Here is a 17,274-nt window from a genome sequence, read left to right on the forward strand (position 1 = left end):
TCCGAAAATATTAAACGCAACACTATTTAATATAAACGCCGTATAATTCAATATCATATATAAAAAAATATAAATATATACCTATGATATCATTTTCGCCTCTGCTATTTGAAACGTTAAAATCAAGGGTACTTGAATGTTCAAATATTAAAAGCATTACTCCCGGGGATTGCAAAGCGTTATCGTCGCTTATTTATTCAAAAACCAAACTTACTATAAGCGAAACTACACTTAAAAGGGTTTATGGCTTTGCATACAGCAAATTCAGACCCTCGTTATTTACCATTGAGGTAATGGCCAAATACTGCGGCTTTGACGGATGGGATAATTTTTGCGAAAGCCAGGACAAACTCTCACCAAAAACATGCAATGATAATGTAGACTGGAAAACGCTTAGCAACAACGCGTCGAAAATTACCAGCTTTACATTGCAAGCTTTAAAAAACCGCTCGGGTATTCCATTTACGCAAACTATTAAAAGAAAGTTTTTGGACGATCATTTTGATGAATTTTTAGCAGGAGATTATACCGCCACTGTTTTCACTGCACCTTCGGGTTACGGAAAAACAATTGGACTTTGCCACTGGATTGATGAAAAAATTGCATCGGGTAGCGATGATATCATACTGTTTTTTAGCAGCAGCGCCCTGATGAATGTCTTTTTAAGCGGTCGCGATCTCAATGATTGGCTATTGGCATTACTGGGCTATTCGCCACAGGATGATATATCCGTATTATTTGATATCAATAAACGCCGCGACGGCAAATTCTATTTTATTATTGATGGTTTTGATGAACACATGTTCAAAATAGACCAGTTTCAGCTTTTATTACACCAGCTTACCGATATTTTTTCCTTTTATCAATCGCATGACTGGTTTAAACTAATCCTTACCATGCGGTCAGCAAACTGGATCAATAACCGGCACGATATGGAATTTTCGAACGAAAAATGGTTTATGGGTTTTATTACCGACGATAATTTAACCACCAACGTACCATTATTCAACATACAGGAAATAAAGGAGCTTTGCGTTAAAATCAATCCTAACATTCAAAGTTCCATAGCAATTGACATAGCCAATAACTTTAATCATCCCTTATATTTTCAATTTTACTATAAACAGCATAAAGACGACTTTACATTTAATAATGTAGACCATATTTGTATATATGACCTTGTTTCGGTGTTTATACTAAACAAGGTATACCTGGGCCATTATGCTACCGAAAAACTTTTGTTATTAAAAGAAATGGTTGGCCAAATGGATTTTACCAACGGAGTTTACGAGCTGAATAAGCTAAAAATCCATGACTTGCTTAAACAATATAGCCATGCTTATAACGAACTGATAAGCATAGGCTTTTTACGGGAAGTAAATATCAGCAGTGAAATTCAGTTTAAAACCCGTGTACAGTTTGGCAACAATAATTTTTTAGAGTATACTATTGCCAAAAAACTGCTTTTAAACAACAATTCAAAATTCGACCTGAACGTAATTAACATTATTAACGATACCATTAATGATAAGCATAAGTTACCGATATTAAAATGGTGTATAATGCATGCCGTTAAAAGCGGGCAGCAGGAAAGCTTTGATCTGTTGGCTCATATTACCCTAAGTCCCAAGGAAAAATCTGAACTTATCATATTCCTGGGCGATTTACTGCAAAAAATCTGCTCATCCTTACACAACTCCGACGAGGCCGTTGTTAACTATTTTAAACAAGATTGCAGCGACGGACTATTCTATTACTTTTTTGGGTTGGAGTTTGTAAGTATGGATTATAAGAACACGCTGAGTACGCTGCTCAAGTTCAATCTATCAAACAGTAAAAAGATAATTGCCTATACTGGCCTTGCCACTATAGCAATTATGCAGCTTGATATTAAAAAAATGGAAGAATACCTTACCCGCTTAAAAGCATTTCCACAGGATGATTTTCAACAGTTTTCAATTAATCCGCTACATTGTCTTGAAGCCATTTACCAGTATTTTAAATACGGGGTTATTAAGAAAGATTTTTTTGCCGCGCTTACCAGTTTTTACTTTAATCCATCAACCAATAATAATTTAAATAAAAAGGCCAACGAACTTATTTACCTGTTGGCAGGCTATTCATTGCTGATACTACAAAGACCGTTTAAAATATTACGCTTCATCAACGGACTGAAAACCGTACATAAACCAGGTGCCGCCGCATCATTTTCTTATAACTTCTTCCTTAAAGCGCTGGCATCCGGAGCATACTATTTCCTTGACGACAAAACCGAGGTATCAGGTATTTATAACTCAATTGCCTTAGTATATAAACAGGAAGAAAACTCGGCCACCGCATTTATGAAAGCAAGGTTTTATTCGCTTAAAATAAAGCTGTCGATTATGAACGACGATTATGCGGCTATCAGCGGCTACCTGAACGCTTTAATGCAGGTTTGTGATGAATCGGGCGATAAGCTTTCGAAATTATTTGTTTACAACACCCTGCTAAACAATCAGCACCTCATGAACCTCGATCCACAACTGTTTAAACAAATTTCCTACAACCTCACCCGGTTGCTGAGGGAATGCGGTATCAGTCCCGAGATTTTTGTAAAACCGCAGGAGGCCGATGCCGTATTGTTAAAATTAAAGTTTAACAATGGGGGTAACAGTGGGTTTACAGATTTACTTTAAGCCGAGTGTTGTCCGCACTTTTTTTACTTCGGCCGCAGTAACCAGGCTGCTATTGTTGCCAAAATTATTGCGGATGTAAGTAAGCACCTGCGCAACATCGTTATCGCTAAGAAAATTATGCTTAGGCATTACACTGTTATATGGCCGGTCTTTCACTTTTACGGGCCCTTCAAGGCCATTCAGCACCACCTGTATGGCCAGGTCTTTTTCCATATACTTACCACCGGTAACCCATTCCGAACCACTCAACGGCGGAAAAAGATTACCATCGCCCTTGCCATTCTTTTGGTGGCAGTTGGCACAATAGGTAAAGTATACCTTTGCGCCGCCTTTCAGCATCCCGGTCATCATGTTATTACGCAGTTGGTCGGGCATTTTAAAGTTGGGCAGCTTTTTTCGTTGTTCCATTTTTGCCAGTTGCGCGGGGCCGAATTTGCTTTTATCGCCAGCATAAAATATACGCCATACCCTGCCTTTTTCGGTATCGCTCACATATAACGAACCATCGCCCCCCATAGCTACACCCATGGGACGGCAAAGAGCTTCACTTACGCTAACCACTGTATTTCTTCCGGCAAAGCCATCGGCAAATATTTCCCACGGCCCAGCCGGAACACCGTTTTTAAAAGGCACAAAACATACAAAAAAACCAGCCTGCGGGTACGGCGATCGGTTAGTTGAACCATGAAATGCAATGAAAGCCCCATTCTTATACCTTGCCGGAAACTGATCACCGGTATAAAAAAGCAGATCGTTTGGTGCCCAATGTGCCTGGAAAGCCATAATAGGCTGTGCGTATTTAGCTCCATTCCTTTGTATGATGCCGTTGCCGCCATACTCTGGGTTCAGCAACTTTTTCTTTTTGATGGGATCATAGTAGTAATATGGCCAGCCTGCATCAGTGCCTTCCTTTATTTTTAAAAACTCCTCGGCTGGTAAAACAGCGCTTTGCCAGGCAGTAAATAGTTTTGGGAACAGCAAGCGCAGATCATCCCGACCGTGGGCTACCACATACAGGCAATTTTCGGTCGTGTTCCAATCCATCGCCACTACGCTGCGCAAGCCGGTAGCGTATCTGAAACCGTCTTTTTGTAGCTGATTTGGCTTTGCTTCATCAAAGCGCCAGATGCCGCCGTATTCTTCCAGCAGCGGGCAGCCCTTTATTCCCGGTGAACCAGGCACACGGTTTTGCTCCTGGCAGGCGTTGGATGGCGCACCGAACGCTACGTACATATTGCCCTTACCATCAAAAGCTATAGGTTTTGCATCGTGCTCATGCTCGGGATGTATGTCATGAACAATCAGCTCCATCTCGCCATCGGGCACCAGCGTTTGCGGGTTGAGTTTTATGCGATAAACATTTATTTGCGAACTGTAATACAGGTAACCATTATGGATGCGCATACCCGTTCCATAGCTCCCCTTATCATCATAATTACCAAACTTTTTTATGATATCGGCTTTACCATCGCCATTGGTATCGCGCAGGGCAACATTACCACCAATAGAATCCGGAAAACGCAGCTTTACATAAATATCGCCGTTGATGTTAACGGCAAGGTGACGGGCACGCTCGGCCAGGCTATCAATCACAACTATTGCCTTAAAATTACCGGGCAGGTAAAGGCCGCCGTTGTTTGCATCGGCAGTGAGTGGTTTATCTTTTTTATTGATAATGGTAAAGCTGATAATACACAACCCGGTGGCAATTACCAAAGCTACAGCCAAAGGTTTATGTAGATAGCTCTTTATTTTATGTCGAAATTTTAAAAACTGTTGGTTGCTCATCCCGGCGATTGAAAATTACTGGCGATTAAGGCGGATAGCGCCGTATAAATTTTAATCTCCCTGTTAAAAGAAAATTATTCGCCAAATGTTTAAAGAAACTGTCTTAAAACGAAAATTTTTCATTGCCGTTGACTGAAGTCAACGGTACCGGAAAGCATTATTGCGGGCTTCAGCCCAATTAAAAGGGCGATAATTGGGCTAAAGTCCCCCTCTTCTTTTATTAGTCCGTTGACTAAAGTCAACGGCAATGATTTTTACACAATCTAAATCAAATTTTGACGGCTTCCTGAGGAAAAAGATTTTAGCTGAGATAGGAAATACGAGCAACCGCGCTTTTGTCACAACTTACAGCGCTTTATGGTATTGTTGATTAATAAAAATCCTATATTATCATCCTTAAATACTAAAACCACATGCCCCCATCAGAAAAAAAATTAGGTTTATGGACCAGCACCTCCCTGGTTGTAGGCAATATGATAGGTGCCGGGGTGTTCCTGATGCCGGCTGCTATGGCATCATTCGGCAGTATTGGGTTGCTGGGTTGGGTATTTTCGGCAATTGGTTCATTTTTTCTGGCTAAGGTGTTCAGTAATTTGAGTAAGCTTTTGCCGCATGCAACTGGCGGCCCCTACGCGTTTACCCACACCGGCTTTGGCGATTTTGCAGGTTTTTTGGTGGCCTGGGGTTATTTTATAGCCACCTCCTGCGCAAACGCTGCCATTACCATATCGTTAGTGAGCGCGTTGAGCACGTTTTTTCCGGTACTGGCAACAAATCCGGTTGCTGCTATTTCAACCGGACTATGTGCTATTTGGTTTATCACTTATATCAATACACTTGGCGTTGTCACCAGCGGTAAACTACAACTGACCACCACAATTTTAAAGGTATTGCCCTTATTGCTGATAGCCATCGGCGGTCTGTTTTTCATTCAGGCTAAAAATTTCATTCCCTTTAATAGCAGCGGTAAAACCACCTTCGATGCTATAACCGCTACAGCCGCCATGACCATGTTCTCGTTTATTGGTATCGAATGCGCCACGGTGCCGGCTGGCAGTGTGGAAAACCCGGGCAAAACCATTCCACGGGCAACTATTTTAGGGTTATTGATAGCTACGTTGATTTATATATTGGGAAGTGTGAGCGTTATGGGTGTTATACCCGCAAGCGTACTACAACATTCTGTAACCCCTTATGCCGATGCTGCAGTTATTATTTACGGCAGCAATGCCCGTTACTGGGTAAGTGCCGGTGTAGCTATTGCCGCTTTTGGCGCACTCAACGGCTGGACACTGATGCAAGGCCAGATGCCTTTTGCCATAGCAAAGGATAAATTATTCCCTGCCATATTCAGTAAACAAAATAAAAAGGGGGTACCCTATGTAGGAATTTTGCTAAACAGTGTATTGGTATCCCTGTTCATGAGCATGAACTACACCAAAGGATTGGTGGAACAGTTCCGTTTTTTGCTACTGCTCTCTCTGCTATCCATGCTTATCCCCTACCTGCTTTCGGCGGCGGCTTATCTTGTTATAAAGGCAGCAAAAAAACAAACTACAGGATGGCCCGGAGCGGTTGCATTGGCCGTACTTGCTTTCAGCTATGCGCTTTGGAATATCGCCGGAACGGGTAAAGATGCTGTTTATTACGGCTTTTTATTACTGATGGCAAGTGTCCCGTTTTATGTATGGGTTGCTTATAAAAAAGCGGGGGAATAGTAAGCAGTTGGCATATCTAAACTCCCGCGAGGTTAGCGTAGCGTAACTCGTGGGAGGCAGTGCGTAAGCTTTTAGCTTACACGTTCAGCTGAAAGCTGAAACCATGCGCCCCACGAGCTACAAGCCCGCGGGAGTAAAGGTTGTCATTTCGAACGAGGTACGAGGAGAAATCTTCTGCGATATGCATTGAAGCTCTGTATTCCGTTGAAGATTTCTCTTTCGCGCCACGTTTTTGCCCGCCCGTGCTCTATCGAAATGACAACCTTTTTTTAAAAATTCAATCTTCCGAACACTTATAGCTGCAAGCTCGTGGTAGTTTTATATTTTAGAATTGCGGTCAAACAAAAAAGGCAGCCATTTACGGCTGCCCTTCTTCATTAAAAGATATTTCAGATCTTACTTCTCGTTCGACATAGAGAAAGGTACATCAGCTGCGGTTGTTCCTTTTTGTTTGTTTGGCGTAGCGCTCATATCATAGTTAAGTTCGGCACCTTGTAACAGGGCTTTGTGGCTTAACCAGTTAAAGTCATATGCTTTGCCATTCACAGTAAGGCCATTCACATATTTGTTTTCAGCACTGTTGTTTGGTGCATTTATAACAATGGTTTTGCCGTTTTCCAGGTTAACGGTTAGTTTTTTGAATAACGGCGCACCCATTACATACTGATCGCTGGCCGGGGTTACCGGGTAAAAGCCCATTGCAGAGAATACATACCAGGCAGATGTTTGGCCGTTGTCTTCGTCGCCGCAATAGCCATCTGGTACGGCTTTGTATAGCTTGTTCATGGTTTCGCGTGCCCAATATTGGGTTTTCCATGGCTGACCGGCGTAGTTGTACAGGTAGATCATATGCTGAATAGGCTGGTTACCGTGCGCATACTGACCCATGTTGGCTATCTGCATTTCGCGGATCTCGTGGATAACACCACCGTAGTAGCTTTCATCAAATACCGGCGGCATACTGAATACTGAATCGAGTTTGGCAACAAATTGCTCTTTACCGCCCATCAGGTTTACTAGCCCTTGTATATCGTGGAACACACCCCAGCTATAGTGCCAGCTGTTACCTTCGGTAAAGGCATCGCCCCATTTAAACGGGCTGAACGGTTTTTCAAACGAGCCATCCTTGTTTTTACCACGCATCAGCTTGGTTTCAGGATCAAAAAGGTTACGGTAGTTTTGGCTGCGTTTTTTGTAAACATTAATTTCTGATGCCGGCTTGCCTAATGCTTTACCTAACTGGTAAATAGCATAATCGTCATAAGCATACTCCAGAGTACGGGCAGCATTCTCGTTGATCTTAACATCATAAGGTACATAACCTAAGGTATTGTAATACTGTACACCTCTACGGCCTGTCGCGTTAGGGCCTTCGTTATTAGCGCCATGTTTAAGGGCAGCGTAAAGGCTTTCAATATCATAACCGCGCAGGCCTTTAAGGTAAGCTTCGGCCACTATTGATGCAGAGTTGTTACCGATCATACAATCGGCATAACCCGGGCTCGACCACTCAGGCAACCATCCACCTTCTTTATAGTCGTTAACCAAACCTTGCTGCATTTCTTTGCTGATAGACGGAAAAACAAGGTTCAGGAATGGATAAAGCGCCCTGAAAGTATCCCAGAAACCAGTACCCGCAAACAGGTAGCCCGGCATAATTTTACCGTTGAAAGGACTATAGTGCACGGTTTCGCCTTTGGCATCAACCTCGTACATTTTGTTTGGGAAAAACAACATGCGCGATAAGCAAGAATAAAAAGTACGGTTCTGATCTGATGTACCACCTTCAATAGCCAGGTGACCCAGGGTTTTGTTCCAGATGTCTTTTGCTTTTTGTTCGGTAGTTTCAAAGCTATCGGTACCTAATTCACGTTTCAGGTTAAGTTCGGCCTGTTCAATGCTGATGAATGACGAAGCCACACGCATGTGAACCTGCTCACCTTTGGTGGTTTTAAAGCTGATAACCGCGCCTGCATGGTCGCCGGTATACTCTAAAGCGCCATCTTTTTTCCAATCGTGCCAGGTAGATGCCAGCGCGAATGGCTTATCAATATAGATAACAAAGTAGTTTTTAAAATTAGCTGGTACAGCGCCGCTGTTTTTAGTGCTGTAACCAATTATTTTTTGCTCACCGGGAATAATTTTCACGTATGACCCTTTGTCAAAGGCATCTAAAATTATATGTGAGCTATCGCTTTTAGGGAAAGTAAACCGGAAGTTGGCGGCACGCTCTGTTGGTGTTAACTCGGTAGTTACATCATAATCGGCAAGGTAAACGCTGTAGTAGTATGACCTTGATACCTCGGCTTTGTGCGAGAACCAGCTGGCGCGTTTGTCCTGATCGAGTTTAAGCGCACCTGTTTCCGGGAATACCGAGAACATTCCGTAATCGTTCATCCACGGCGATGGCTGGTGGGTTTGTTTAAAACCACGGATCTTATCGGCATCATAAGTGTATTGCCACCCGTCGCCCATTTTACCGGTTTGCGGTGTCCAGAAGTTCATACCCCAAGGCAGGGCTATGGCCGGATACGTGTTACCGTTTGAAAGATCGGGTTTTGAGGCCGTGCCCATAAGGGGGTTTGCCAGGTCGGCCAGGTCAGTTGCCGGGGTAACCTGCGCTAAGGTAACCATCGGCAAAAAGGCAAATACTGCAAGAAATAGTTTTTTCATTATTGAAGTTTAGATACTTTTTTATTTTTTAAAATGTGATAATAATGCCGCTCAAGATAAAACAAATTCTGTACATAATTTAATCATGTACAGAAGAAAATGTTATGTCTAAAACGTTTTAAAGCCTACCATTTTAAATCCACTTTTATACCGTCGGGGCTGTTTGCATAACCCAGGTATAACGTATTTGACGAGGCATCCCATGACGATTTTACATCGCTTACGGTTTGGCCCGCGCTATCTGTTACTACCGTAGTTTTTGGCTCCGATGGTAACAGGATACGCATGCTGTTTAAGGTTTTTATAGGACTTTTGGCAACAAACGAATAACTATTAGCAGTTGAATGCTCCTCATAAACCCTTGATGCCGATGTTAAAACCTGCGGCTGATTTTTATTTGGCACCCTATCTACAACGTACAGCAAAGCCTGTTCACCGGGATTGATAACCTTTTCAGCCAGTACCGGCAATTGCGGATCGAACAGATCAATAACCGGCCCTTTTACGGTATAGGGTTTACTGTCTTCATTTTCATCCATAACCGATACAATATCGTAAGGGCCCCTTTCCAGGTACAGGCTGTTTTTAAATGTCAGTTCGCCGGCCTTAGCATCTTTTTCATAGGCTTGTTTAACGACGTTTATAAAGTTGGCATCCATATTTTCGCGTAGTACATATTCTTTAGGGTTTTGCCTTAATATATAAACAGCTCCCTTACCTACATTAAACTTCTGATTGCCTTCGCCTACCTTAATACCAAGCAGCTTAAACAAGTGCTGCGATGGTGCAGTGAATTTATTGGCTTTAGTATCCCACCATTCCATAACTGATTGGTACGGGTCATCGTCCCGGCCGCAATAAACCAATACACCACCTTGTTTAACCCAATTGGTTAAATAAGTGTGTACCGCCGCGGTTACAGGTTTCATGTTAGCATAACTCATAACCAAAACTTTAATATTTTTAAGCGATGCCGGATACTCCAGGTTTTCCATGTGTACGGTTTGTACCGGTACGCCACGCTTTAGCAATGGCAATGTTTGGCCATAAAAGTTTGAGAACTGCGGATCGTCATAACCGTTATGGGTTGGGAAACGCTGGAACATCAAACTATTGCTCATGAGCACACCAATACTATTTACACCCGACACTTTATTGCTTGATTTTGGCATACTATTTAAAGCATTCACCATTACCTGCATTTGGGTTGAGTAAAATTGTGGGATAAGTATTTTTTGGTTACTGCCCACCACAGGGTACGGATGGGTGTAAATACGTTCGGGCCAGGGCATCACTTCATAGTTGGAAACCATTGGGTATAATAGTTTTGCCGTGAAGGTTGCCTGGTAGTTACGTTTATAGTCGCTCCAATCATGTACGCGGTCTTCAATCGGGTCAGTAAGTAAAAATACCTTGCGGTTGGTTGGGGCAGTCATTGATACTACCGATCCATATTCCAGGAAAGCATTCTCAAACACGCGTTCTTTTTCCCGGCCATTAAAATATGTAGGCTCACGGGCGGTACCTGTCCACACCTGGGCTATGTAGCCGTCAATGCTGGGCAGGGATGCCAGACTTGCCTCCGGACTAACAATTGACCATGACGAATAATTTACCAGCGAGTGGGTGGCTATAAATACTTTTATATTCATCCCTTTACTTTTGCCGTATTCTTTGGCGTAGGATGAAACCTGCTTTATAGTTTCATAATACAGGTGATATTTCAATTTACTGGATAGGTAAGTGTTTTCTGCAGATGCATCCTGTGGTTTCCATGGGAAGCCGTAATATTTTTGCCATTGCTCTTTAAAGCCCGCACTGTAACCGGCACGTGCCCAAAATTCAGGCTCTTCTAAAAAGATATTGGTGATACCTGCATTGATCACTTTTTTAACAACAGCGGTTTTCATGTATTCGATGAATGAATCATCGGGTACAACATATGGCATATCCTTGCCGTGGAAAATGGTATCGCCTTTCATGGTTACCTGGCCAACGCCAAGGTGGTTTTTGCCATCCCATTTACCCAGGAAATAATCTTTGTAATCGCCCCAGGCAATACCGGTCATGAAGTTTACCTGGTAGCCGTGGTCGCGCCATGATTTTACACGCTGTTCAAAGGTCATGCCCGGGCGGTCATTAGCACCGTAAACAATGGCAATGTCTGATCGTACGTCGATCTCCGGGATCCAGGGACTACTGGTTTGGAATGCCGTTTTCTCCTTTAAGGGGCTTGGTTTTGTTGTTTGCGCATACCCGGCAAATGAAAGGGCAAGGCAAAGACAACATGATAAGAAAATATTTTTCATAGGTAGACAGGTTATAAGAATTAAAGGACCAAGATACAGGAAACAGGAATCAGGATGCGAAGATCCGATCCCTGCTTTTTGTATCTTTCTTGATATTTAAGGAGCCGCTACCGTTTTTACATCGGTATAGTTATAGTATTTAAGGCCATAATTGGTTCTGGCGCCTACACGTATAAAATAGTCCCTTTTACCCGGCATAGGGCCACCCTTGGTAGTTATGGTAATGGTGGTACCTGCAGCAGCGTTTCCGGCAGAGCCATCATAGGTTATCTGTTGGGAATACCTGTTATCGTAGTTGTTATTACCAACATATTTGGTGGCATTTACAAACAGGTAAACATCACTTATATCCTGTTGAAAGTTAGGATCATCGGTACCGCGGGTAAATTTAACCTGGGCGGTAATGGTGCCATCGGCATTAAAAGTTGGAGTGCCTACCCATTCCACACGCAAAAGCGGATGAACCTTAAAAGTTACTGTAGTAGTATTTTTTATCTGAACAGTTTGGCTTTCGTCAACAATTGTTTTGCCAGCGTCATCTGTTTGAACCATTGGCACAAATGGGCCTTCGGCGCTAATAACATTTGTACCTGCAAACAGCTTGGTATTGGTAAACGTACCATCCTGCATGGAGCTGATATAAAACGGCGTTGGATTAGCCGTGTAGCTTATCTCCAGCAATTTTATCCTTGTACCGCTTCCCTGCTCGGTTTGGATACCGGCACCGGTGGTTGCATCTACTACGCTGCCTGTTAAGGTTACATTTGGCGCATCGTAATTATCAATTTTTTTACATGAGCTGCCTGCACCAACAAGCACGCCCATAGCTAAAATATATAGTATCTTTTTCATCTTCTTATGTATTAATAACCTGGGTTTTGAATTAAAACTGCACTTTTTGCAATTTCACCTTGTGGTATTTGTTCATAGTACCAACGCACATCAAATGTGTAGCGGGCGTTCCTTTCGTCTGTTCTGGCATCGAAGAAATATTTTTTATCGTTAGCAGAATAAAAAGGCATCAGCACACGGTATACAGTTGAGTTTTGCTCTTTATCGGCAGTTCTCCACCTGCGCATATCCCACCAGATCTTATTTTCGAAACCAAGCTCTTTTCTTCTTTCGTTACGGACAACGTTTACGGTTAATCCCCCGGTTCCGGTTAATAAATCGGCACCCGCTCTTTCACGGATGGCATTTATCTGCGTAAAGGCATCAGTCAGGTAATCTTTATCAGCCTGACCTAAAGCGTTAAGCTCATAAGCGGCTTCGGCGCGGTTCAATAAAACTTCGGCATAGCGTAGTTCTATCCATGTTTGATCAGAACGATTTTCCAATACTTCGGATGTAGGCTTATCTGGTACCAACCACTTACGAACCGAGAAACCAGAAATTGCATCGGTTTGATCACCTGTGAATACTCCGCTTAAACCAGCAGGATTCATTTTTGATCCATCAGGCAATGTGTATGGCTCTTGAGTAGCGTTTGATGATTGTACAATATTGGTAGTTGGGTAATTTGAGGTGGAACCGGCAGGCAACAGCGGACTGATACCACCTGCAGAACTGCCTGTATAAATACCACGACGAATCTCAATGTTAACACCTTTAAACTGGTCGCCCGGTAAAATTACCGTAGCCCTTAAACGCGGTTCGGCGTTGGCAAACAGATCCATAGTATTTGTATACAAATCATATTTACCGCCGGTGGTTGTTTTTATAGTACCATCGGCATTTTTGGGAATCCCGTCAAAAAGCTCAACAAAGTTCAACGTAGGGTTAACTTCAGATGAATAACCATTGGCACCCATTAACTGGCGAGGTACATTGTAGGCATCATAGCCATGTACAGATTCGGGATAATGATATTGCCTTACAAATACATTCTCGGCACTTTTGGCATCAAAAAACATATTAACGTAGTTGTTAAACTGCGCTGTTTTATCGCCCGCAGCCCATGAGTTTTTGTATAAGCTGTAATGACCATCCAGCAACGCAGCAGCATCATAAGCTGCTTTAAAATAAGTAATGGCCTTGCTTGACGGGATACCACATAACCGGTTTCCATCTTTATCAACAAGGGTAGTTGTATTATATTTGGCAATTGAACCTGCATAAAGCATTGCCCTTGATTTAAAACCGGCAGCCACATATTTGTTTGCCCTGCCTACCTGGTTAGCATCACTCATATTTGTGTACGCGTAATCAAGGTCGGCTGCTATAAAATCATAAACCTTTTCTTCAGATGTACGGGGAACGTTAAGTTCATCGATGGTGCTGCCGGGATACGTCTGTACTTTTTCAATGATTGGCACACCGCCGTAACGCTTTACTAGGGCAAAATAAGTAGCAGCACGAATGAAACGCGCTTCGCCCAACCACGAGTTTACCTGATCTGGCGTGTAATTGCTGGCGTATTGCGGCAGCGTTTCCATAAAGTAATTTGCATCGCGAATGGCCTTGTAGCAAAGGCTCCAGGTTGATGGGTTTAAACCATCTACGTTTTCCTGCATGGCGCCATTTTGATCGCGGCTTAAAGCCTCACCGGTAACAGCCGGAAACGGGCTGATGATCCAGAAAAAGTTTAATCCTCTTTGCGGCGAATACCTGAAATCTTCGATAGGAAGTTCGCTATATATTCTTGACATATAGGCCTGAATACCGCCTGCTGTGGTAAAAACATCCTTATCCTGTACAATGTTTAAAGGCGCAACATCCAGCTTTTTACATGCCGATACCCAGCAAATGAGTACAGACACGATGATGTATGTATATTTTTTCATGATTTTAAGCTTATTATAATTTAACATTTACACCTAATGAGAATATTTTATTTAACGGGTATAAATAACCGTAGGTGCTTGACGGGTGCTCCGGATCAAGATATTTTAATTTGGTTATGGTAAATACGTTATAACCATTCAAAAACACCCTGGCACCTTTGATGCCTATCTTTTTAGCAAAGCCTGATGTTAAGCTGTAACCAATCTCGGCGGTTTTAAGCCTCAGGTATGCAGCACTCTCTACGTTAGCCAAAGAGTTTTGATCTGCCACTGTCCCTGTGTAGGCATAATGACCTGGAATCCAAACAGTATTTGGATCATATGGATCTGCTTTAGGATCGGCCGGATGGTACCTGTCTAAGAATTGGGTAAGTGCACTGCCTCCACCAAATAGCGGCGTGTTTAACTGCTCAAAGTATGATACGTCAACATCGGCAGCACCTTGCCATAAGGTATTAAAATCAAATCCTTTGTATGATGCGCCAATGGTTAAACCATAACTGATAAGGGGTGCACCATTGTAAGCAATTGGGTGAGCGTCCTGACCATTAATAACACCATCGCCATTCCAGTCTTCATATTTGTAATCGCCTACTACGGTACCGCGGTTCACAAAAACCGGGCTGTTCAGGATATCCTGGTATGATGTATACTGCCCATTTGAACCCTGGCCATATAAAATGCCCTGGTAACGGTTATTTTGGTTTCCCTGATAATTAAGCTGTGAGTTACCATATGCGCCAGACTCGTTATGCAAACGGGTGAAGCGGTTATAAGCAAACGTAGCTTTAAGGAAGTAGTTGAACTCGCCAATGTGGTTGCGGTGGTTTAATTCAAAATCGAAACCTTGTACACGGCTGCTATTCAAATTTTCCTGTGGTAAATCGGCACCTACAACACTTGGAAAGTTAAGTGCTCTCGTCGCAAATTCGCCGGTTTTATCGCGCCTGTATACATCAAAGGTTAAACCCAGTAAACCTTTCCAGGCTTGTAAGTCGATACCAATGTTATATAGCTTCGCATTTTGCCATGTTAAATTAGGGTTGGCAATACCCTTACTTTGCACACCATTAACAAACGTTCCGTCAAAAACCGACCCTGGAGGGAGTTGATTGTTTGAACCACTTGCAGGATAAGTGTACCCCTGAAGAAATTGATAAGAAAGTGCGCTATCGTCACCCACCTGGGCATAAGATAAGCGTAATTTTAATTCATCAACGAATGAAAGCGCTGATGAATTTTTAAAGAAGTTCTCTTGCGAGATCCGCCATCCGATAGATCCGCCCGGGAAGAAACCATATTGTTTAGCCGGCGAAAAATAAGAAGACCCGTCACGTCTGAAACTGAACTCTAAAAGGTATTTTGAGTTATAGTCATAATTAACGCGCCCAATCACTGCTTTATTTACAAAATCAAACAAGGTACCGCTATCCGTTGAGCCAACTTGGTTGAAGCTGTTACCAGCTAATAATTGATCAACCGGTAATGATAATTCGCGCTGGGCGTTGATGTTATCGCCTGTTCTTTCGCTTTCTTCATAAAGCAATAAACCTGTAACATTATGGCCACCTCTAAATGCTTTGGTGTAGTTAAGCGATAATTGGGTTAAAGTTGTCGGTTTTTCATAAAACTGCCTTTGGATAGTAGCAGGTGTTTGGTTAGGTACCGGTTTGTAAACATTAGATGCAGCATCATAATCATATAAATTATAAGCCTTTTGATAGATCTTGTTGCTTGACATGTAATAGTCATAGCTAAACAATCCTTTCGCGCTTAACCCCGGTACAAAAGGAACGGCATAGGTAGCAGAAATTGATGACTGGAACCATTTATTGTTAAGGGTTTTGTAACCATTAACATCGGAGTTTGAAAGTGCAACAGGGTTGGTACCATCAACCTGTCCGTTTTGCAAATATGCAGGGTTGTTATTTGCATAGATAGATTGAGTTGGCACTGATCTCCAGAACGACCTGATGATCCACCATGCATCCTGATAAGGCTGATCTTTTTGATCCATTGTAGCATTCAGGTTCAGATCAACCGTAAGATCCTTGCTTATTTTGCTGGTGATGTTTGAACGCAGGTTGTATCTTTTGTATTTAAGATCATCACTTTTCAGGAAACCATCCTGGTTAGTAATACCCATACTCATAAAATAGGTAGTATTGTCGCTGCCACCGGTTGCACTAAGGGTATGCTGTGATTGCGGCGCACTGTTGCTTATAACCGGCGAATACCAGTCGGTGCTTTGTTTAGTACCATTACGGTAAGCAGCAAAATCGGCATCGGTATATTTTATCTGTCCGCCGTTTACGTTATGTAATTGTTGCTCGTTAACCAGCGTCATAAAATCAATGGCGCCAACAGGTTTAGGTAATCCCGATGGTTTTTCGATACCCCATGTGCCAGAGTAGTTAAGTTCAAGCGTTCCTTTTTTACCTTTTTTGGTGGTAACCAAAATTACACCGTTTGCGGCACGTACACCGTAAACCGCTGCCGATCCATCTTTTAGTACCGATACACTTTCGATATCGTTAGGATCAAGGCGGGTAATATTATCACGCGGGATACCGTCAATAACCACAAGCGGCTGTCCAAAACCACGGATGTCAAATGAGTTATCAAAATTTCCCGGCTCGGCACTGTTTTGTACAATGCGTAAACCGGCAACTTTACCGGTAAGCATATTCAATACGTTCTCGTTTTTTGTGGTAACGATATCTTTACTGGTTACCGCGGCTACCGACCCTGTGATGGATACCTTTTTTTGCGTACCGTAACCTACTACTACAACCTCGTTGATACTATTAGAAGCTTGCGCCATTGATATGTTAATGGTTGTTTGATCGCCCACCAAAACTTCTTTAGGCGTGTAACCTAAAAAGGTAAAAACAAGTGTTTGGGTAGCTGTGGCGTTAATGTTGAATTTACCGTTAACATCGGTAACTGTTCCGTTTTGGGTGCCTTTAAGCAAAACGCTTACGCCGGGCAGTGGCAGTCCTTTTTCATCAGATACCACCCCCGTTATTTTGTTGCCTTGTGCAAAAGCTGCAGTGCACATAAGTAAAAACAAAAGGGAAGCGATACAATGCTGCACCACTTTTTTGAATTTAACCGGATAATGGATGCCACGGCATCCACCATGATTGGTAAAGATTTCCTTCATAAAATTGATTGTTAAAAATAGGTTTGTGTTACTCGTCCCGGAGATAGGCACATAGTTAGCGAGCTGGTTATACTGGCTACCTAAATTTTATGCTTTTCATTTGGGTGTACAATATTAGGCCACCCCGTATTAAAGAATGGGTTAAAAAAAGGATTAACA

General features: G+C 42.6%; 8 protein-coding genes. 2 read left to right on the forward strand and 6 right to left on the reverse strand.

The features are described from left to right. The first annotated feature begins 83 nt into the window (after positions 1-83). Positions 84-2,678: an NACHT domain-containing protein gene (locus BLS59_RS15420; RefSeq protein WP_091150177.1), complete on the forward strand. Its 2,595-nt coding sequence runs from the start codon at positions 84-86 to the stop codon at positions 2,676-2,678. Here BLS59_RS15420 and BLS59_RS15425 read toward each other — a convergent pair. After that, positions 2,670-4,406 (reverse strand): PQQ-dependent sugar dehydrogenase, encoded by a 1,737-nt coding sequence (locus tag BLS59_RS15425; RefSeq protein WP_205411277.1) that lies wholly within the window; start codon positions 4,404-4,406, stop codon positions 2,670-2,672. The genes BLS59_RS15420 and BLS59_RS15425 overlap by 9 nt on opposite strands. A 473-nt stretch (positions 4,407-4,879) precedes the next feature. On the opposite strand from BLS59_RS15425, the gene BLS59_RS15430 reads away from it, so the two are divergent. Further along, positions 4,880-6,184 (forward strand): amino acid permease, encoded by a 1,305-nt coding sequence (locus tag BLS59_RS15430; protein WP_091150179.1) that lies wholly within the window; start codon positions 4,880-4,882, stop codon positions 6,182-6,184. Positions 6,185-6,580: 396 nt separating this feature from the next. Here BLS59_RS15430 and BLS59_RS15435 read toward each other — a convergent pair whose 3' ends face one another. The 5 genes from BLS59_RS15435 to BLS59_RS15455 form a co-directional block, all read right to left on the reverse strand. Further along, positions 6,581-8,857 carry a GH92 family glycosyl hydrolase gene (locus BLS59_RS15435; RefSeq protein ID WP_091150180.1) on the reverse strand — a complete coding sequence of 759 codons (2,277 nt, stop codon included), beginning with the start codon at positions 8,855-8,857 and terminating at the stop codon, positions 6,581-6,583. Between the two features lie 125 nt (positions 8,858-8,982). Further along, positions 8,983-11,166: a hypothetical protein gene (locus BLS59_RS15440; RefSeq protein ID WP_091150181.1), complete on the reverse strand. Its 2,184-nt coding sequence runs from the start codon at positions 11,164-11,166 to the stop codon at positions 8,983-8,985. A gap of 96 nt (positions 11,167-11,262) precedes the next feature. Next, positions 11,263-12,018 carry a DUF3823 domain-containing protein gene (locus BLS59_RS15445; protein ID WP_091150182.1) on the reverse strand — a complete coding sequence of 252 codons (756 nt, stop codon included), beginning with the start codon at positions 12,016-12,018 and terminating at the stop codon, positions 11,263-11,265. A gap of 11 nt (positions 12,019-12,029) precedes the next feature. After that, positions 12,030-13,949, reverse strand: a complete 1,920-nt coding sequence (locus BLS59_RS15450; protein WP_091150236.1) for a RagB/SusD family nutrient uptake outer membrane protein — start codon at positions 13,947-13,949, stop codon at positions 12,030-12,032. Positions 13,950-13,962: 13 nt separating this feature from the next. After that, entirely contained in the window at positions 13,963-17,115 is a 3,153-nt protein-coding gene (locus tag BLS59_RS15455; RefSeq protein ID WP_091150183.1) for a SusC/RagA family TonB-linked outer membrane protein, read from the reverse strand. Positions 17,116-17,274 lie beyond the last annotated feature (159 nt).

It is taken from the genome of Mucilaginibacter pineti, from assembly GCF_900101875.1.
Taxonomy (GTDB): Bacteria; Bacteroidota; Bacteroidia; order Sphingobacteriales; family Sphingobacteriaceae; genus Mucilaginibacter; species Mucilaginibacter pineti.

Excerpts from the sequence above, each read along its gene's own strand:
- BLS59_RS15420 (WP_091150177.1), top strand. The coding sequence starts at position 84 with ATGATATCATTTTCGCCTCTGCTATTTGAAACGTTAAAATCAAGGGTA.
- BLS59_RS15430 (WP_091150179.1), top strand. The coding sequence starts at position 4,880 with ATGCCCCCATCAGAAAAAAAATTAGGTTTATGGACCAGCACCTCCCTG.
- BLS59_RS15435 (WP_091150180.1), bottom strand. The coding sequence starts at position 8,857 with ATGAAAAAACTATTTCTTGCAGTATTTGCCTTTTTGCCGATGGTTACC.
- BLS59_RS15440 (WP_091150181.1), bottom strand. The coding sequence starts at position 11,166 with ATGAAAAATATTTTCTTATCATGTTGTCTTTGCCTTGCCCTTTCATTT.
- BLS59_RS15445 (WP_091150182.1), bottom strand. The coding sequence starts at position 12,018 with ATGAAAAAGATACTATATATTTTAGCTATGGGCGTGCTTGTTGGTGCA.
- BLS59_RS15450 (WP_091150236.1), bottom strand. The coding sequence starts at position 13,949 with ATGAAAAAATATACATACATCATCGTGTCTGTACTCATTTGCTGGGTA.
- BLS59_RS15455 (WP_091150183.1), bottom strand. The coding sequence starts at position 17,115 with ATGAAGGAAATCTTTACCAATCATGGTGGATGCCGTGGCATCCATTAT.